Source organism: Burkholderia sp. Ed8, from assembly GCF_040761425.1.
GTDB classification, from domain to species: Bacteria; Pseudomonadota; Gammaproteobacteria; order Burkholderiales; family Burkholderiaceae; genus Burkholderia; species Burkholderia seminalis.
The window spans coordinates 1713141-1731965 of sequence record NZ_CP142886.1; the positions used below are offsets into that span (position 1 = coordinate 1713141).

Below are 18825 nucleotides of genomic sequence, written 5' to 3' on the forward strand. Positions count from 1 at the left end.
CGCAAGAGCACTTTATGAGCAAAGACTACAAGGATCTGCTGGTTTCCCTCGACATCGGCACGTCGAAGGTGGTGGCCATCGTCGCCGAGCTGAAGGGCGAGGGTCACTACGAGGTGATCGGTCTCGGCCAGAGCGAGTCGAAGGGTCTGAAGAAAGGTGTGGTGGTCAACATCGAGGCCACCGTGCAGTCGATCCAGCGCGCGCTCGAGGAGGCGGAGCTGATGGCCGACTGCAAGATCACCAACGTGTTCACGGGGATCGCGGGCAGCCACATCCGCAGCTTCAACTCGAGCGGGATGGTCGCGATCAAGGACAAGGAAGTCACGCAGACGGACGTCGCGCGCGTGATCGAGACCGCGAAGGCGATCAACATCCCGACCGACCAGCAGGTGCTGCACATCCTCACGCAGGAATTCATCATCGACGGCCAGGAAGACGTGCGCGAGCCGATCGGGATGAGCGGTATCCGGCTGGAAGTGAAGGTGCACATCGTGACGGGCGCGGTGAGCGCCGCGCAGAACATCGTCAAGTGCGTGCGCCGCTGCGGGCTGGAAGTGAACGACCTGATCCTGCAGCCGCTCGCGTCGTCGCTGGCGGTGCTGACGGAAGACGAGAAGGATCTCGGCGTGGTGCTGGTCGACATCGGCGGCGGCACGACGGACATCGCGATCTTCGCCGAAGGCGCGATCCGTCACACCGCGGTGATTCCGATCGCCGGCGACCAGATCACGAGCGACATCGCGATGGCGCTGCGCACGCCGACGCCGGATGCGGAAGACATCAAGGTCGGCTACGGAATCGCGAAGCAGGCGCTCGCCGATCCGGACGAAATGGTCGAAGTGCCGGGCCTCGGCGAACGCGGCCCGCGCACGCTGTCGCGCCAGGCGCTCGCGGCCGTGATCGAGCCGCGCGTCGAGGAACTGTTCTCGCTCGTGCAGCAGGTCGTGCGCGAATCGGGTTACGAAGAACTGTTGAGCTCCGGCGTGGTCATTACCGGCGGTGCGTCGATGATGCCCGGCATGGTCGAGCTCGGCGAAGACATTTTCCTGAAACCTGTGCGCATCGGCGCGCCGGAATATGCAGGCGGCCTCTCCGACGTCGTGCGCAATCCGCGCTACTCGACGGCGATGGGGCTGCTGGTCGAAGGCAGTGCTCAGCGCATGCGCGGCCGCAAGGTCGCCGTGCAGTCCGGCAACGCGGGGCAGGTGTTCTCGCGGATGAAGGAATGGTTCCTGAGCAACTTTTGACGAACCGAATCGAAATTCGCGCTGGTGCCGGCGGCTGGCGCGCGACAGGAGGTTGCCCGATCTCCTGCCGAATAACGGCCGATTAGCAGTTTTTCTCTTGACGGAGGCAACATGGAATTCGAAATGCTGGAAACCGAGACCAACGGCACCATCATCAAGGTGGTCGGCGTTGGCGGCGCTGGCGGCAATGCCGTCCAGCACATGATCAACCGCGGCGTGCAGGGCGTCGACTTCATCGTGATGAACACGGACGCCCAGGCGCTGTCGCGTTCGCGCGCATCGTCGGTGATCCAGCTCGGCAACACGGGCCTCGGCGCCGGCGCGAAGCCGGAAATGGGCCGCGCGGCAGCGGAAGAAGCGCGTGAGCGCATCGCCGACGCACTGCGCGGCGCGCACATGGTGTTCATCACCGCCGGCATGGGTGGCGGCACGGGTACGGGCGCGGCACCGGTGGTCGCGCAGATCGCGAAGGAGATGGGCATCCTGACGGTTGGCGTCGTCAGCAAGCCGTTCGAGTTCGAAGGCGGCAAGCGCATGCGCGTCGCGGAAGCAGGTTCGCAGCAACTGGAGGATCACGTCGACTCGCTGATCGTCGTTCTGAACGACAAGCTGTTCGACGTGATGGGCGACGACGCCGAGATGGACAAGTGCTTCCAGTGCGCGGACGACGTGTTGAACAACGCGGTCGCCGGCATCGCTGAAATCATCAACGTCGATGGCCTCGTGAACGTCGACTTCGAAGACGTGAAGACGGTGATGGGCGAGCAGGGCAAGGCGATGATGGGCACGGCGACGGTTGCCGGCGTCGATCGCGCACGCCTCGCGGCGGAACAGGCCGTGGCGAGCCCGCTGCTCGAAGGCGTCGATCTGTCGGGCGCGCGCGGCGTGCTGGTCAACATCACGTCGAGCCGTTCGCTGCGCCTGTCGGAAACCCGCGAAGTGATGAACACGATCAAGAGCTACGCGGCGGAAGATGCGACGGTGATCTTCGGTGCGGTGTACGACGACGCGATGGGCGATGCGCTGCGCGTGACGGTCGTGGCAACGGGGCTGGGCCGTGCGGCGAAGAAGCAGCAGTCGGCACCGATGACGCTGCTGCGCACGGGTACGGACAACCAGCCGGTCAGCGCGGTGTCGCACGGCTATGCACCGGCTCATCACGTCAGCACGGCGGACTACGGCGCGCTGGATACGCCGGCAGTGTGGCGCAATTCGCGCGAAACCGCGGCATCGCACGTGCAGGCGCTGCAGGAGAAGGGTGTCGACACGTACGACATCCCGGCTTTCCTGCGCAAGCAGGCTGACTGACGCAAACACAGGCGAAGCCGCGGCGAAACCGCCGCGGTATCGCCGGCGTGACGGATGCTACGGACCAGGACAGGCCGCGTCGGCTGCGACGCCGGGCCGGGAAACGTGCCCTCTTCGCTCAGGCGGGGCGGGATGGACCGTGCTGTCCGCAACACGCTGAAAAACCGTATCGCTATGAGGGACCAGCCATGATTCAAGTGGGCGACGCGCTGCCCGACGCGCAGTTGTTCGAGTTCATCGACGACGCGCGCGAAGGGTGCACGCTGGGGCCGAACGCCTACAGCGTGCGCGACCAGGTTGCGGGGAAGCGGGTGGTGATCTTCGGATTGCCGGGCGCGTTCACGCCGACCTGCTCGGCGCAGCATGTACCGGGCTACGTCGAACACGCCGAGCAATTGCGCGCGGCGGGTATCGACGAGATCTGGTGCGTGTCCGTCAACGACGCATTCGTGATGGGCGCATGGGGACGTGATCTGCACACCGCGGGCAAGGTGCGCATGATGGCGGACGGCAGCGCGGCTTTCACTCTTGCGCTGGGGCTGACGCAGGATTTGTCCGCGCGTGGCATGGGGATTCGTTCCCTGCGCTACGCGATGGTGATTGACGGCGGTGTGGTCAAGACGCTGGCCGTCGAGGCGCCGGGCAAATTCGAAGTGAGCGATGCGGCGAGTGTTCTCGCGACGTTGACGTCCTGATCGTGCGGTGCGCCGTTGCCTGCCGGCAACGCTGCTCACCGGCCTCAGGGCAGTTGTAACACGGGCTGATGACCGGAAACGCCTCCGTTCCGGGCATCGGCCCGTCCCGTATCGGCACGGGTAAACTGTCGAAACAGATTGATACGCAGTTGCAAACAGCGTTGAATAGGGAATTACGCTATAATCTCGCCTATCGAATATAACTCCTGATTGATATCTTCAATCAAGACGAAGAACACCATGTTGAAGCAGCGCACCATCAAGTCCATCGTGAAGACCGTCGGTATCGGTGTCCACTCGGGTCGCAAGATCGAGTTGACGCTCCGTCCCGCCGCGCCCGGCACGGGCATCGTCTTTTCACGCGTCGACCTGCCCACGCCCGTCGACATTCCCGCCTCGGCGATGTCGATCGGCGACACGCGGCTCGCGTCGGTGCTGCAGAAGGATGGCGTGCGCGTGTCGACCGTCGAGCACCTGATGTCCGCGTGCGCGGGGCTCGGCATCGACAACCTGTATGTCGACGTGACGGCCGAGGAAATCCCGATCATGGACGGCAGCGCGGCAACGTTCGTGTTCCTGATCCAGTCCGCCGGCATCGAGGAGCAGAACGCGCCGAAACGCTTCATCAAGGTGAAGAAGCCGGTCGAAATCCGCGATGGCGACAAGTTCGCGCGTCTCGACCCGTATTTCGGCTTCAAGCTGAAGTTCTCGATCGATTTTCGTCACCCGGCCGTCGACAAGACGGGCCAGGAGCTCGAAGTCGATTTCGCCACCACGTCGTACGTGCGCGAGATCGCGCGTGCGCGCACGTTCGGCTTCGCGCACGAAGCCGAGATGCTGCGCGAGATCGGCCTGGCGCGCGGCGGCAGCATGGACAACGCGATCGTGCTCGACGAGTACCGCATCCTGAACAACGACGGGCTGCGCTACGACGACGAATTCGTGAAGCACAAGATGCTCGACGCGATCGGCGACCTGTACGTGATCGGTCACCCGCTGCTGGCGTCGTACACCGCGTACAAGTCGGGTCATGGCCTGAACAACGCGTTGCTGCGCGAGCTGCTCGCGCACGAAGACGCGTACGAGATCGTGACGTTCGACGATCCGCAGGCCGCGCCGAAGGGCTTCGCGTTCGACGCGCAGACGGCCTTTGCGTAACCGGCGCGTTGCGCAAGCGATAAAAAAAGCGGCCTTCGGGCCGCTTTTTTGTTGGCCGGCCGCTGCCGGCGCAAAGGCGCCGTCAGCGCGACTTGGCGCCGTGCCGGGCCGCCATGCGGGCAAGCGCGGCCTGCAGCGGGGACGGTTCGAGATGATCGGCGAGATCGCGCAGGGCGGCGGCGCCGACCGAGGTCATCCGCGCCTGCTTCACGTGCGGCGGCTCCGGCGCGTCCTTCGGCCGCACGCGCACGCGCAGCGTCGTCACGGGCCAGCCGCGCTTCTGCAGATCGCCGAGCAGCCGCGGCTCGACCTGCCGCAACCGGGCAGCCAGCGCATTGTGCGCGGCAAAGAGGGTCAGGGTGCCGTCCTTGATGAAGCCCGGTTCGATGTGATTCGCGAGGTAGTCGGGCAGGAGCGCGGCGAGATCGCGCTGCAGCGACGCGATCTGCTCGACGCCGGCGCGCAGCGCCGCGAACGCGTCGGTGCGGCCGAGCACTTCCGACACGGGTTGCGGGCGATAGGCGGCGAGCGGGCCGAAACGCTTGGAAAATCGGTTCATCGAGGCATTCTTCGGGCGCGCACGCGCGCGGACGTTGCCGCCGATTGTACCCGCGCCGGCCCATGCCCGGGCGGCTTTCGCCCCGCCGGCCCGGCCGTCGGCGTGCGGCGCCCGTCCCGCCGAGAGACAGGCGTGCGCTTCCCCGCGTGCTAAAATTCGACGTTTGAGTCCACTAATTCGCTAAGCCGCCGAGGCTCGGGCGCCGGGGCGCGCAACACGCGCCGGGCGCCGGTGCTGCGACGCAGGATCCGATCCGATGACAACCGGTTTTCTCCAGAAAATTTTTGGCAGCCGCAACCAGCGGCTCGTCAAGCAATACCAAAAGACCGTCGCGACGATCAATGCGCTCGAAACGCAGATCGAGAAGCTGACGGACGACCAGTTGCGCGGCAAGACGGACGACTTCCGCCAGCGTGTCGCGGCCGGCGAGTCGCTCGACAAGCTGCTGCCCGAGGCGTTCGCGGTCTGTCGCGAGGCCAGCCGTCGCGTGCTGAAGATGCGGCACTTCGACGTGCAGATGATCGGCGGCATGGTGCTCCACTACGGCAAGATCGCGGAAATGCGCACCGGCGAGGGCAAGACGCTCGTCGCGACGCTGCCCGTGTACCTGAATGCGCTCGCCGGCCGCGGCGTGCACGTCGTGACCGTCAACGACTACCTCGCGCAGCGCGACGCCGAATGGATGGCGCGCCTCTACAACTTCCTCGGTCTGTCGGTCGGCATCAACCTGTCCGGCATGGAGCACGACCAGAAGCAGCAGGCGTACGCCGCGGACATCACGTACGGCACGAACAACGAGTTCGGCTTCGACTACCTGCGCGACAACATGGTCTACGAGACCGATGCGCGCGTGCAGCGGGCGCTGAACTTTGCGGTTGTCGACGAAGTGGACTCGATCCTGATCGACGAGGCGCGCACGCCGCTGATCATTTCGGGCCAGGCCGAGGATCACACCGAGCTGTACGTGCGGATGAATGCGCTGCCGCCGCTGCTCGAGCGCCAGATTGGCGAAGAGAAGGCTGACGGCACGGGCGTCGAGAAGCCGGGCGACTACACGCTCGACGAGAAGGCTCGCCAGGTGTTCCTGACGGAGTCGGGCCACGAGAAGGCCGAGCGCCTGCTCGCCGAATGGGGCCTGATCGGCGAGGGCGAGAGCCTGTACGCGCCGCAGAACATCACGCTGATGCACCACGTGTACGCGGCGCTGCGCGCACACACGCTGTTCCACAAGGATCAGCACTACGTCGTGCAGAACGGCGAAGTGGTCATCGTCGACGAATTCACGGGCCGCCTGATGGCCGGCCGCCGCTGGTCCGACGGCCTGCATCAGGCGGTCGAGGCCAAGGAGCACGTAAAGATCCAGAGCGAGAACCAGACGCTCGCGTCGATTACGTTCCAGAACTACTTCCGGATGTACGCGAAGCTGGCCGGCATGACCGGTACCGCGGACACCGAAGCGTACGAATTCAACGAGATCTACGGTCTCGAAACGGTCGTGATCCCGACCAACCGTCCGCCGAAGCGGATCGACAAACAGGACCAGATCTACAAGACGGCCAAGGAGCGCTACGACGCGGTGATCCGCGACATCCGCGACTGCTACGAGCGCGGCCAGCCGGTGCTGGTCGGCACGACGTCGATCGAGAACTCCGAGTTGCTGTCGCACCTGCTGAAGCAGGCCGGGCTGCCGCACGAAGTGCTGAACGCGAAGCAGCACGAGCGTGAAGCCGCGATCGTCGCGGAAGCCGGCCGGCCGAACCGCGTGACGATCGCGACCAACATGGCCGGCCGCGGTACCGACATCGTGCTTGGCGGCAATGCCGAGAAGCAGGCCGCGTTCATCGAGGCCGACGACGCGATCCCGGCCGACGAAAAGGCGCGCCGCATCCAGCAGCTGCACGACGAGTGGGAAACGCTGCACGAGCAGGTGAAGGCGGCGGGCGGCCTGCACATCATCGGCACCGAGCGCCACGAATCCCGCCGGATCGACAACCAGCTGCGCGGCCGTGCGGGCCGCCAGGGCGATCCGGGCTCGTCGCGCTTCTACCTGTCGCTCGACGATCCGCTGCTGCGCATCTTCGCGGGCGACCGCGTGCGCTCGATCATGGATCGCCTGAAGATGCCGGAAGGCGAGGCGATCGAGGCCGGCATCGTCACGCGCTCGATCGAATCCGCGCAGCGCAAGGTCGAAGCGCGCAACTTCGACATCCGCAAGCAGCTGCTCGAATACGACGACGTGTCGAACGACCAGCGCAAGGTGATCTACCAGCAGCGCAACGAGCTGCTCGAAGCGCACGACATCACCGAGACGATCACCGCGATGCGTCATGGCGTGATCACCGAAGTCGTCCGCCAGTTCGTGCCGGAAGGCAGCATCGAAGAGCAGTGGGACGTGCCCGAGCTCGAGGAAGCGTTGCGCAACGACTGGCAGCTCGACCTCGCGATTCAGGAAATGGTGAACGAGTCGTCGTCGATCACGGCCGAGGAAATTCTCGATGCCGTGATGACGGCCGCCGACGAGCAGTACGAGAGCAAGGTCGCGATGGTCGGCCGCGAATCGTTCAGCGCGTTCGAGCGCTCGGTGATGCTGCAGACGGTCGACCGCCTGTGGCGCGAACACCTCGCGGCGCTCGACCACCTGCGCCAGGGCATCCACCTGCGCGGCTATGCGCAGAAGAACCCGAAGCAGGAATACAAGCGCGAGGCGTTCGAACTGTTCGCCGCGATGCTCGAGGCGATCAAGCAGGAAGTCACGCGTGTCGTGATGAACGTGCAGATCCAGTCGCCGGAGCAGCTCGAGGAAGCCGCCGAGCAGATCGAGGAACGCGCCAGTCATCTCGAGAACGTCGAGTATCAGCACGCCGACTACGCGGACGCCGGTGCGCCGGTGGCGAACGTCACGGCTGCCGCGGCCGCCACGGCGACGGCCGACATGGTCGGCAGCGCGATGACGCACAGCGGCCCCGGCGGCGAGATGCCGAAGGTGGGCCGCAACGACCCGTGCCCGTGCGGCAGCGGCAAGAAGTACAAGCAGTGTCACGGGAAGCTGTCATGATCGGCGGCGGCGCGCGTCACGCGTGCCGCTTCGATCCAGCTTCGCGTGACTGATGTGAGTTGCGGCGGCCCGCGCGTGCGGCCGCCGGTTCTTCCAATCGATGCCGGCGTATGCCGGCATTTTCCATCCGGCAGGTGTGCCCCATGGCTGTCAATTTTCCGTCGATCGATCCCGCCCAACTGCATCCCGTCGCCGGCGTCACGCTCGGCTGGGCGGAAGCGAATATCCGCAAGCCGAATCGCAAGGACGTGCTGGTCATCTCCGTCGACGAAGGCGCAACGGTCGCGGGCGTGTTCACCGAAAACCGCTTCTGCGCCGCGCCGGTCATCGTCTGCCGAGAGCATCTGGCGAAGGTGCGCGCGGGCGGTACGGGCATTCGCGCGCTCGTCGTGAATACGGGCAATGCCAACGCCGGTACCGGCGAGCCGGGCCTCGCGAACGCGCGCGAAACCTGCACGGAACTCGCGCGCCTCGCGGGTATCGAGCCGGCGCAGGTGCTGCCGTTCTCGACCGGCGTGATCCTCGAGCCGCTGCCGATCGACCGCCTGAAGGCCGGGCTGCCGGCCGCGCTCGCGAACCGCAAGGCCGCGAACTGGTTCGATGCCGCGCAGGCGATCATGACGACCGACACGCTGCCGAAGGCCACGTCGCGCCAGGTGACGATCGACGGCCACACGGTCACGCTGACGGGCATCAGCAAGGGCGCGGGCATGATCAAGCCGAACATGGCGACGATGCTCGGCTTCCTCGCATTCGACGCGAACGTCGCGCAGCCGGTGCTCGACACGCTCGTGAAGGAAGTCGCCGACCGCTCGTTCAACTGCATCACGATCGACGGCGACACGTCGACGAACGACTCGTTCATCCTGATCGCATCGGGCAAGAGCACGCTGCCGGCCATCACGTCGACCGATTCGCCGGCTTATGCGGCGCTGCGCGACGCGGTCACGCAGGTCGCGCAGGTGCTGTCGCAACTGATCGTGCGCGACGGCGAAGGCGCGACGAAATTCATGACGGTGCAGGTCGAAGGCGGCAAGAGCGTCGCCGAATGCCGCCAGATCGCCTATGCGATCGGCCATTCGCCGCTCGTGAAGACGGCCTTCTACGCATCCGACCCCAACCTCGGCCGGATTCTCGCGGCGATCGGCTATGCTGGCGTCGCGGATCTCGACGTCGGCAAGATCGACCTCTATCTCGACGATGTGCTCGTCGCGAAGGCGGGCGGCCGCAACCCGGCCTACCAGGAAGAGGACGGCCAGCGCGTGATGAAGCAGAGCGAAATCACGATTCGCGTGCTGCTCGGCCGCGGCGACGCGCAGGCCACCGTCTGGACGTGCGACCTGTCGCACGATTACGTGAGCATCAACGCGGATTACCGCTCCTGATCGGGGGCGTTCGAACGCCATGGACAAGCTTGAACAGTTTCTGACCCGCGCCGAAGCGCTGCTTGGCCGCCTCGAGGGGATGCTGCCGCCCGCGCCGGCGGCCGTCGACTGGAACGCCGCCCACGCATTCCGCTGGCGCAAGCGCCAGGGGCGCGGCTACTTGCAGCCGGTGCCGGCCGTGTCGTCGATCACGCTCGCCGACCTGCACAACATCGATCGCCAGAAAGGGTTGATCGAGCAGAACACGCGGCAATTCGTGCAGAAGAAGCCGGCCAACAACGTGCTGCTGACCGGCGCGCGCGGTACCGGCAAGTCGTCGCTGATCAAGGCATGCCTGAACGCGTACGCGAACGACGGGCTGCGCCTGATCGAAGTCGACAAGGACGACCTGCACGATCTCGGCGACATCGTCGACCTGATCTCGCAGCGTCCGGAGCGGTTCATCGTGTTCTGCGACGACCTGTCGTTCGAGGAGGGCGAATCGGGCTACAAGGCGCTGAAGGTCGCGCTCGACGGCTCGATCGCCGCGCAGTCGGACAACGTGCTGATCTACGCGACGTCGAACCGCCGCCATCTGCTGCCCGAGTACATGAGCGACAACGAGTCGTACAAGCATCTCCCGGATGGCGAGATTCACCCCGGCGAAGTCGTCGAGGAGAAGATCTCGCTGTCGGAGCGCTTCGGCCTGTGGGTCAGCTTCTATCCGTTCAAGCAGGACGATTATCTCGACATCGTCGGGCACTGGCTGCGCCACTTCGGCTGCCCGGACGCGGAGATCGAGTCCGCGCGCGGCGACGCGCTCGTGTGGGCGCTCGAGCGCGGTTCGCGGTCGGGGCGCGTCGCGTGGCAGTTCGCGCGTGACTGGTCGGGCCGCAAGGAGCAGGCATGAGCGCGGATCTCGCACAAGGCGCCGTGCGCGCACCGGACGGCCGCAAGGTGACGGAAGTCGCGGTCGGCGTGATGGTTCAGCCGGACGGCAGCTACCTGCTCGCGCAACGCCTGCAGGGCAAGCCGTATGAAGGGTACTGGGAGTTTCCGGGCGGCAAGCTGGAGGCCGGCGAAAGCGTCGAGGACGCGCTCGCGCGCGAACTCCACGAGGAGCTCGGCATCGAGGTCACGGCCAGCCATCGCTGGCACACGCTCGAGCACGATTATCCGCATGCGTACGTGCGGCTCTATTTCTGCAAGGTGACGGGCTGGACGGGCGAGCCGCACAGCAAGGAAGGGCAGGCGTTCGTCTGGCAGAAACTGCCGGTCGCCGTTGCGCCGCTGCTGCCGGCGGCGCTGCCGGTGCTCGAATTGCTCGAGAAGGAAGCGGCGTCGAACTGACGCCGTGGCGGCCTGCCGGAAAGGCGGGCCATATCGCCGACGGGCGGTGCCGCTCGGCTGTCTCAGCTATCGCGACGGTCGTCCGTGCCGTCTTCTTCCGACGAGGGGCCCTCGTCGGAAGACCCGCCGATCCGGTACTTTTCCGCGGCCCAAGCCCCGAGGTCGAGTTGCTTGCAGCGGGCCGAACAGAACGGGCGGAACTGATTTTCAGGCGTCCAGCGCACTGCGGCGCCGCACGACGGGCATTTCACAACGGTAGTCATACGAAAGCGATCCGGCACACGGCCGTTACAGATTGCACAGTGTCAGATGGAACGGCACGTCGATATCCACCGCGCGCGGCCGCACATCGCCGTCCTGCATGGTGAACCGTACCCACAGCATGTATTTGTTGGCGCTCGCTTCGGGAATGACGCGCAGCTCCGGCGGCACGCGGACCTGCATCAGCTGGTAGGTGCGGCCCGACAGCATCTGTTGGTAGCTGCCCTGCATCGCCATGACCTTCGACGCCTGACCCGATTCGCGCGCGAGCCGCAGCACGATCGACGCGGCGTCGCGCAGCGGCAGCATCGGCAGAATCCACTTCGCGATGTCCTGGCGCCGTTGCTCGGCGGGCCATTGCTGCCACGCGTAGTACGACGGCAGGTCGAACTTGCACGTGCCGCCGGGAATCACCGCACGGCTGCGGATGCTGGCGAGCCATTCGTTGTCCACGAGGTGCTGGCCGGTCTTGCCCTGCATCTGCGCGAGATTGGCCAGCGTCTGCTCGATTTCGCCGAGCACGGCTTCGAGCGCGTTCTGCTCGATGCCCGGATTGCCGCGAAAGGGGGCGAGCGTCTGGCGTTGACGTTCGAGCTCCTTCATCAGATCCGATTTCAGGTCCGCGCGGCCCGTTACCTCGGCGATTTCGAACAGCGTCGTCAGCGCGACGTGGTGTTCACGCGGGTCCTCCTGAGCCAAAAAGAACGCGAAGCGCTCGAACAGATCTTCGAGGCGCAACAGCGTGCGAATTCGCTCGTTGAACGGATACTCGTAAAGAATCAAGCGCGCTCGCCTCTTGGGTAGGGATGGAAACAATGCAGGACATTCTAATGCTCACTCTCTACCCTAGCAACGCGCCAATTTCGTACACCATCACGATCGCGCGCGATGCTCAGTGCGCGGCGGCCGCGAACGCGACATAACGTTGGTGCAGTGCATCGACCTGCGCGGCGAGTGCATCGGGCGTCACCGCGTCGTTGACGATCACGTCGTCGGCCGCCGCGAGGCGGGCTTCGCGTGACGCCTGTCGCGCGATGATCGCTTCGACCTGCTCGCGTGTGAAGCCGTTGCGCCGCATCACGCGCGCAATCTGCGTTTCGACCGGGCAATCGACGACGAGCACGCGATCGCTGCGCGCCTTCCAGTTGCCCGACTCGACGAGCAGCGGCACGACGAACATCACGTACGGGCCCTGCGCGTCGCGTGCTTCGCGATCGGTTTCCGCGCGGATCAGCGGATGCGTGATCGCTTCGAGGCGCCGGCGCGCATCGTCGTCGCTGAAGATCAGCGTGCGCATCTTCGCGCGATCGAGCGAGCCGTCGGCGGCAACGTAGTCGTGGCCGAACGCCTGTTCGATCGCGGGCATCGCGAGGCCGCCGGGGGCGGTGATGCGGTGGGCGATCAGATCGGTATCGACGAGCGACGCGCCGCGGGCGCCGAACAGGTCGGCGACGGTCGTCTTGCCGCTGCCGATGCCGCCCGTGAGTCCTACTGCGTACATGTCAGCCTCCGAGCGCGAAATAGAACGGCGTGCCGAAAAACAGCGTCGCGGCGCCGCCGGCCGCGAGGAACGGGCCGAACGGAATCGGCTCCTCGAAGCGCATGCGGCCGCGCCAGGTCGCGACGAGCCCGACGATCGCGCCCGTCACGGCGGCGAACAGTACGACCTGCGGCAGCGCGGCCCAGCCCATCCACGCGCCGAGCGCGGCAAGCAGCTTCAGGTCGCCGAAGCCGATGCCCTCGATGCCGCGCAGCCATTTGAACAGCCAGTAGATGGACCACAGGAACAGATAGCCGGCCATCGCGCCGATCACGGCCGAGCGCAGCGACGTGAACGTGCCGCCGAGATTCAGCACGAGCCCGGCCCAGAGCAGCGGCAGCGTCATCGAGTCGGGCAGGTAGCCGGTGCGGATGTCGATCGCGCTCATCGCGAGCAGCGCGGCGCACAGTGCGAATGCGGCGAGCGCGGCGACGGTCGGACCGAACGCGGCGAGCGAGCCGGCAGCGAGCAGCGCGCACGCGAGCTCGACGAGGGGATAACCGATGCCGATCGCGTGGCCGCAGCGGCGGCAGCGCCCTCGCAGCATCAGATAGCTGACGAGCGGGATGTTCTCCCATGCGCGCAGCACGTGGCCGCAATGCGGGCAGGCGCTGCGCGGGCGCCACAGGTCGTAGCGCGGCGGATAACCGTCGTCGGGCGCGGCGCCGGCGTTGCCGGTCGCTTCGTCGATCTCGGCCTGCCACGCGCGCTGCATCATCACGGGCAGCCGGTGCACGACCACGTTCAGGAAGCTGCCGACGCACAGGCCGATGACGACCGCGAACGCGTACTGCAGCGCGGGCGGCAGCATCGCCAGCACGAGCAGCGTGCTCTCGGGCGATTCGGAAACGGCGGACAGGGGCGCGGGCGTCATGAGGCTCAAGGTTCGGACTTAAAAGGCGACAGAATCGGTTGCGATGCTACACCACGTTGCCGAGCTGAAGGATGGGCAGGTACATCGCGATCACGAGGCCGCCGACGAGTGCGCCCAGGACGATCACGATCAGCGGTTCGCCGAGCGCCGCGAGCGCATCGAGACGCGTGTCGAGCTGGCGTTCGCAGAGCGCCGCGATGTCGGCGAGCATCGTGTCGAGCGCACCGGTTTCCTCGGCGACGGCGATCGGCTGGACGACGTCGTCCGGAAAGCAGCCGGCCGAGCGCATCGCATCGGCGAGGCGCGCGCCGCGCAACACGCGTGCCGCGACGTGCGCGGTGGCGTGCGCGAACACCGGATGGCCGGCCGTGCGCTCGAGGGTGGCGAAGGCGTCGGCGAGCGGCACGCCGGCGCCGAGCAGCGTTGCAAGCGAACGGCACCAGCGTGCGGCCGCGTATCGCTCGAGCGCGCTGCCCGCGAGCGGCGCCCGCAGCAGGCAGCGCGCGACCGCATGGCGCAACGGTGCGGACCGCCGAAGCGCGTGCTGCGCGGCGAGTGCCGCTGCCGCGGCGCCGGCCACGAGCGCGCCGCCCCACGCCGACAATGCGGAAGACAGCGCGAGCAGCACGCGGGTCGGCGCGGGCAGGGCTGCGCCGAAACCGTCGAAAATCTGCCGGAACGTCGGCACGACCCACACCATCAGCGCGGCCGAGATCGCGAGCGCGAACAGGATGACGGCGGCCGGATACGCGAGGGCGGCCCGCAGTTTGCGCCATTGCGTATCGGCGCGCTCGCGGTGTTCGGCGACGCGCGTCAGCACGATGCCGAGCGAGCCGGACGCTTCGCCGACTTCGATCAACTGACGGTACAGCGTGCCGAACTGCGACGGATAGCGCGCGAGCGCGTCGGCGAAGCGCCGCCCGCCGACGATCTCGCGGGCGAGGCCCGCGGCGATGCGCGGCACGCCGTCGCGCGACCGTGTACGCGCGAGCATCTCGAGCGACGGTGCGATCGGCAGCCCGGCCTGCAACAGGCTCGCGAGCTGGCGCGTGAAACGCGTGATCTCCCGCGCGCCGGCCGTCGGCGGTCGGGCCGGCCCGCGGACGTCGAGCGACAACACCGCGATGCCGTCGCGTGCGAGCGTGGCGCGCGCGGCTGCGGCGTCGAAGGCGACGACGGTTCCGCGGTGCGGTGTGCCGTCGCGACGGCGGCCGCGCCACGCGAAGCGGGTTTCGCGCGGCGGCGTGGGCGTGCTCATACGGCGGGGGTGGCGGCGACGGCTTCCGCGAGGCTCGTCGTGCCGTCCCGCACGCGTGCGAATGCGGCATCGCGCAGGTTGCGCACGCCTTCGGCTGCCGCGCATTGCGCGAGCGCCCCGACGCTTGCGCGCGCGACGATGCGCTCCGCGAGTTCCGGCGAGACCGGCATCGTCTGATGCAGCCCGATGCGGCCGCGATAGCCGATCCCGTGACAGGCGGCGCAGCCGCGCGCGATGAACGGCCGCCATCCGGCCGCCAGCGCCGCCGGGTCGCAGCCGGCTTCCCGCAGCCCGCGCGCCGGTGCGTCCGACGGGACACGGCATGCGACGCACAGGCGCCGGACGAGGCGCTGCGCGGTGACGAGCTGCAGCGCGGCCGCGAGGTTGTACGGCGCGACGCCGATATCGAGCATGCGGGCGATGGCGGCCGGCGCGTCGTTCGTGTGCAGCGTCGACAGCACGAGATGGCCGGTCTGCGCGGCCTTGATCGCGACGTCGGCCGTTTCGGCATCGCGTATCTCGCCGACCATGATGATGTCCGGATCCTGCCGCAACAGCGCACGCAGCGCCGTCGCGAACGTGAGCCCGGCCTTTTCGGCGACACCGACCTGGTTGATCCCGTCGAGCTGGATCTCGGCGGGATCCTCGACCGTGCAGACGTTGTGCGCGTCGCGATCGAGCATCTGCAGCGCGCAGTAGAGCGATAGCGTCTTGCCGCTGCCGGTCGGGCCGGTGACGAGCACGAGGCCATGCGGTGCGCGTATCGCGGCCTCCATCGCGGCGGCCTGCTGCGCGTCGAAGCCGAGACGGGCGAGCGTGAGATCGGGCGGCAGCGTGTCGAGGCGCCGCAGCACGAGCTTTTCGCCGAACAGCGTCGGCAGCGAGCTGACGCGATAGTCGCCGCGCGTGCCGCCGTCGATCGCGATGCGCAGCCTGCCGTCCTGCGGAAGTCGCCGCTCGGCGATGTCCATGCGCGCGAGCACCTTGATTCGCGTGACGAGCGCGTCGCGCAGGTGCGCGGGCGGCCGCGCGTGGTCGTGCAGCACGCCGTCGATACGCAGGCGGATGCGCCAGCCGGTTTCGAACGGCTCGACGTGGATGTCGGATGCATTGCGCACGCGTGCCGCGTGCAGCGTGTCCGTCAGCAGCCGCACGGCCGGCGCATCGTCGAGCTGGGCCGCGTCGAGTGCGTGAGGCACGGCGGCAGGCGGCGCGGCGGAGCGGGCGGGCGGCGGCTGCATGCGCAGCGGCGCCCCGGAAGGAGGAAAAGGCATGTGAGCCGGCACGCTGGCCGCCTGTTGACCGTGACCTGCAGATGGTCGCGCGTCGCGGGCGGCGCCGGCAGTCGGCCGTTCGGCTAGCGGGTGGCGGCGCGTGCGGTGCGCGCGCCGCGCGGCTTGAAGAGCTTGACGGTGCGCACGGCCTGATCGTCGCTGCGCATCACCTCGAGCATCACGTCGCCGATCTTCAGGCACACGTCGTCTTCCGGAATTTCCTCGAGGATTTCGAGCACCAGTCCGTTCAGCGTCTTCGGACCGTCGGTCGGCAGCTTCAGGTGCAGCCAGCGGTTCAGTTCGCGCAGCGGCATGCTGGCCGACACGATGCATTCGCCGTTCTCGTCCCAGCCGCCCGCGCGTTCGCTGCGCGGCATCGACGTCGTGAATTCGCCGATCAGTTCCTCGATGATGTCTTCGGGCGTGACGAGCCCTTCGAGCTCGCCGTACTCGTTGACGACGAGCGCGGTGCGTTGCCGCGTTTCCTGGAAGAACTGGAGCTGCTGGACCACCGGCGTGCCCGACGGCACGTAGTACGGCTCGGCGAGCAGCGTGCGCAGCGTCTCGCGGTCGAACTCCTGATTGTGGAGCGCGGTCAGCGTCTTGCGCACGTGCAGCACGCCGAGCACCTTGTCGATGTCGCCTTCGTAGACGACGAGCCGGTTGTGATAGCAGGTTTCGAGCTGGTGCAGGACGTCGTCGAGCGGCGCGTAGAAGTTGAGCGACTCGATCTGGCGGCGCGGCACCATCACGTCATCGACCGTGATGTTCTCGAGGTCGAACAGGTTGAGCAGGATGCTGCGGTGCTTGGTCGGCATGAAGCTGCTCGACTCGAGCACGATGGCGCGCAGCTCGTCGGCCGACATCCGCTGGTCGCGACCCTTCTTCGTGTTGATGCGCAGCGCCCACAGCACGCCGTTCGCGAGCGCGTTGACGAACCAGACGACCGGCTTGAACACGCGCATCAGCGGCGCGATCACGAGGCTCGCGGGCAGGGCGATGCGTTCGGGGAAGGTCGCGCCGACGATCTTCGGTGCGATTTCCGCGAACACGATGATCAGGAACGCGACGATGCCGGTCGCGATCGACAGCGCGAGGTTGTTGCGGCCGAACGTATGCAGCGCGAGCGACGTCGTCAGGACCGGGATGATCGTGTTGAACAGGTTGTTGCCGATCAGGATCACGCTGAGCAGCAGGTCAGTGCGCGTGAGCAGGCCTTGCGTGGTTTTCGCGCCGAGCGCGCCCTGGCCGGCGAGATGCTTCAGCCGATGGCGGTTGAGCGCCATCATCGCGGTCTCGGAAATCGAAAAGAAGCTGGAACAGAGGAGAAGCAGGAAGACGGCGCCGATTTGCGCCCATAAGGGAATTTGGTCCACGCGTCGGATGGGCAGTGAAGGACAGGGATGGAGGGAATATAGCAGAGGCCGGCGACCGCGATGTGTCGTGCGCGACACATGGGGCCTGAGGCGGCCGGGCAAAAAAAAACCGTGCACACGGTGCACGGTTTTTTACAAATCTGGTCGGGGTGAGAGGATTCGAACCTCCGGCCTCTACGTCCCGAACGTAGCGCTCTACCAGGCTAAGCTACACCCCGATTTGGACTCTTCCGATTTCGCCGTCTTCTTCAAGACCGCTGCGTCGTCGAGCAAGAACATAACTATAACGACGTTTCTTTAAAAAGGGAAGGCCTTGGAGAAGAAAATTTTCGAGACAGGTGAATTTCCCGTGTCGACGGTGCGTCGTCGCAGCCGTGGCGGCGACGCACGCGATCGTGCTTACGACTGTCGCGACGTCGAATACGAGCACAGCGCGAGCAGGCTCTCCTTGTAGATCGAATCGGGGAACGCGGCGATCGCGGCGGCTGCGGCCTGCGCTTCCTGACGCGCGCATTCGAGCGTGTGATCGAGTGCGCCGGAGCGCGTGATCGCGTCGAAGATCGTGTCGAAACGATCGGTGCCGCCCTGTTCGATCGCTTCGCGCGCCAGTGCCGACTGCTCGGGCGTGCCGCGTTCGATCAGATAGATGAGCGGCAGCGTCGGCTTGCCTTCGCGCAGGTCGTCGCCGGCGTTCTTGCCCATGGCCTCGACGGTGCCTGCGTAGTCGAGCCAGTCGTCCATGATCTGGAACGCGGTACCGATGCGGCGCCCGTATTCGGCGGCGGCGGCCTCGGTCGGCGCATCGGCGCCCGCGAGCACGGCGCCCAGGCGGGCCGACGCCTCGAACAGCTTGGCCGTCTTGTAGCGGATCACCTGCATGTAGCGCGTTTCGTCGACGTCCGCGTCGTGCATGTTGAGGAGCTGCAGCACCTCGCCTTCGGAAATGATCGTCGTCGCTTCGGACAGGATCTCCATCACGCGCATCTTGCCGACGCCGACCATCATCTCGAACGAGCGCGAGTAGAGGTAATCGCCTACCAGCACGCTCGCCGCGTTGCCGAACAGCGCATTGGCGGTCTGGCGGCCGCGGCGCAGCTCGGATTCGTCGACGACGTCGTCATGCAGCAGCGTGGCCGTGTGGATGAACTCGACGACGGCGGCCAGCACGTGCCGCTGGTGCGACGTTTCGCCGAGCGCGCCGGCGACGAGCAGCAGCAACGCCGGACGCAGCCGCTTGCCGCCCGCACCGATGATGTACTCGGCGATCTGGTTGATCAGCAGCACGTCGGACGCGAGGCTTTGCCGGATAACGCGATTTACCTGCTCCATGTCGCTGGTGATCGGAGCGAGCAGGTGGGCGGCGCTGAGGGTGGGGGAGGCGGTGGACGACGACATGATGATGGAATTGGGTGATGCGGCGGATTATAAGTCGAATCCGCGAAATCCCGGTCTGTCAGACGTGCCGCAGCCGTGATTTTGGCCGTTCGGCCGGGGCTTGTGCGCGGC

17 protein-coding genes and 1 tRNA gene are annotated in these 18825 nt (G+C 66.7%); 8 read left to right on the top strand and 10 right to left on the bottom strand.

The genetic code is table 11. From position 1 onward, the window contains the following. Positions 1-14 precede the first annotated feature (14 nt). From ftsA to lpxC, 4 genes are all read left to right on the top strand, one after another. Complete coding sequence (gene ftsA, locus VXM69_RS21905; RefSeq protein ID WP_006487138.1) at positions 15-1247, top strand: cell division protein FtsA; 1233 nt, start codon at positions 15-17, stop codon at positions 1245-1247. A gap of 111 nt (positions 1248-1358) precedes the next feature. Further along, on the top strand, positions 1359-2555 hold the full coding sequence (gene ftsZ / locus VXM69_RS21910; protein WP_021159911.1) for a cell division protein FtsZ: 1197 nt from the start codon (positions 1359-1361) through the stop codon (positions 2553-2555). A gap of 188 nt (positions 2556-2743) precedes the next feature. Beyond that, positions 2744-3250 carry a peroxiredoxin gene (locus VXM69_RS21915; protein ID WP_034186357.1) on the top strand — a complete coding sequence of 169 codons (507 nt, stop codon included), beginning with the start codon at positions 2744-2746 and terminating at the stop codon, positions 3248-3250. A 240-nt stretch (positions 3251-3490) separates the two neighbouring features. Continuing rightward, the gene (lpxC, locus tag VXM69_RS21920; RefSeq protein WP_006487145.1) at positions 3491-4408 is read left to right on the top strand and encodes a UDP-3-O-acyl-N-acetylglucosamine deacetylase; all 918 of its coding nucleotides are present in this window, start codon (positions 3491-3493) and stop codon (positions 4406-4408) included. 82 nt (positions 4409-4490) lie between these two features. Here lpxC and VXM69_RS21925 read toward each other — a convergent pair whose 3' ends face one another. Beyond that, positions 4491-4967 carry a DUF721 domain-containing protein gene (locus VXM69_RS21925; protein WP_034186358.1) on the bottom strand — a complete coding sequence of 159 codons (477 nt, stop codon included), beginning with the start codon at positions 4965-4967 and terminating at the stop codon, positions 4491-4493. Between the two features lie 256 nt (positions 4968-5223). Here VXM69_RS21925 and secA point away from each other — a divergent pair, with 256 nt between their 5' ends. From secA to VXM69_RS21945, 4 genes are all read left to right on the top strand, one after another. Then, positions 5224-8022, top strand: coding sequence for a preprotein translocase subunit SecA (secA, locus tag VXM69_RS21930; protein ID WP_367190159.1), 2799 nt, complete (start codon positions 5224-5226; stop codon positions 8020-8022). Positions 8023-8165: 143 nt separating this feature from the next. Continuing rightward, entirely contained in the window at positions 8166-9407 is a 1242-nt protein-coding gene (gene argJ / locus VXM69_RS21935) for a bifunctional glutamate N-acetyltransferase/amino-acid acetyltransferase ArgJ (RefSeq protein ID WP_367190160.1), read from the top strand. A gap of 19 nt (positions 9408-9426) precedes the next feature. After that, positions 9427-10296, top strand: a complete 870-nt coding sequence (locus VXM69_RS21940) for an ATP-binding protein (RefSeq protein ID WP_069706783.1) — start codon at positions 9427-9429, stop codon at positions 10294-10296. Beyond that, entirely contained in the window at positions 10293-10736 is a 444-nt protein-coding gene (locus VXM69_RS21945; RefSeq protein ID WP_034186362.1) for an NUDIX domain-containing protein, read from the top strand. The genes VXM69_RS21940 and VXM69_RS21945 overlap by 4 nt, the downstream gene beginning before the upstream one ends. 62 nt (positions 10737-10798) lie before the next feature. On the opposite strand, the gene VXM69_RS21950 is transcribed toward VXM69_RS21945, so the two are convergent. The 9 genes from VXM69_RS21950 to VXM69_RS21990 form a co-directional block, all read right to left on the bottom strand. Then, positions 10799-10999 (bottom strand): DNA gyrase inhibitor YacG, encoded by a 201-nt coding sequence (locus VXM69_RS21950; protein ID WP_080287726.1) that lies wholly within the window; start codon positions 10997-10999, stop codon positions 10799-10801. 25 nt (positions 11000-11024) lie between these two features. After that, positions 11025-11780: a cell division protein ZapD gene (gene zapD / locus VXM69_RS21955; protein WP_034186363.1), complete on the bottom strand. Its 756-nt coding sequence runs from the start codon at positions 11778-11780 to the stop codon at positions 11025-11027. 109 nt (positions 11781-11889) lie between these two features. After that, positions 11890-12498, bottom strand: a complete 609-nt coding sequence (gene coaE / locus VXM69_RS21960; RefSeq protein ID WP_059558070.1) for a dephospho-CoA kinase — start codon at positions 12496-12498, stop codon at positions 11890-11892. A gap of 1 nt (position 12499) precedes the next feature. Further along, entirely contained in the window at positions 12500-13411 is a 912-nt protein-coding gene (locus VXM69_RS21965) for an A24 family peptidase (RefSeq protein ID WP_049034947.1), read from the bottom strand. 46 nt (positions 13412-13457) lie between these two features. Further along, positions 13458-14669, bottom strand: coding sequence for a type II secretion system F family protein (locus VXM69_RS21970; RefSeq protein WP_175027952.1), 1212 nt, complete (start codon positions 14667-14669; stop codon positions 13458-13460). Beyond that, a complete protein-coding gene (locus tag VXM69_RS21975; RefSeq protein ID WP_367190161.1) occupies positions 14666-15943 on the bottom strand; it encodes a GspE/PulE family protein in 1278 nt (425 codons plus the stop codon). The genes VXM69_RS21970 and VXM69_RS21975 overlap by 4 nt, the downstream gene beginning before the upstream one ends. 83 nt (positions 15944-16026) lie before the next feature. Next, positions 16027-17319 (bottom strand): HlyC/CorC family transporter, encoded by a 1293-nt coding sequence (locus VXM69_RS21980; RefSeq protein ID WP_175027950.1) that lies wholly within the window; start codon positions 17317-17319, stop codon positions 16027-16029. Between the two features lie 141 nt (positions 17320-17460). Next, positions 17461-17537: transfer RNA gene (locus tag VXM69_RS21985), tRNA-Pro, on the bottom strand. Between the two features lie 181 nt (positions 17538-17718). Beyond that, positions 17719-18714 carry a polyprenyl synthetase family protein gene (locus VXM69_RS21990; RefSeq protein WP_031398933.1) on the bottom strand — a complete coding sequence of 332 codons (996 nt, stop codon included), beginning with the start codon at positions 18712-18714 and terminating at the stop codon, positions 17719-17721. Positions 18715-18825: the final 111 nt, after the last annotated feature.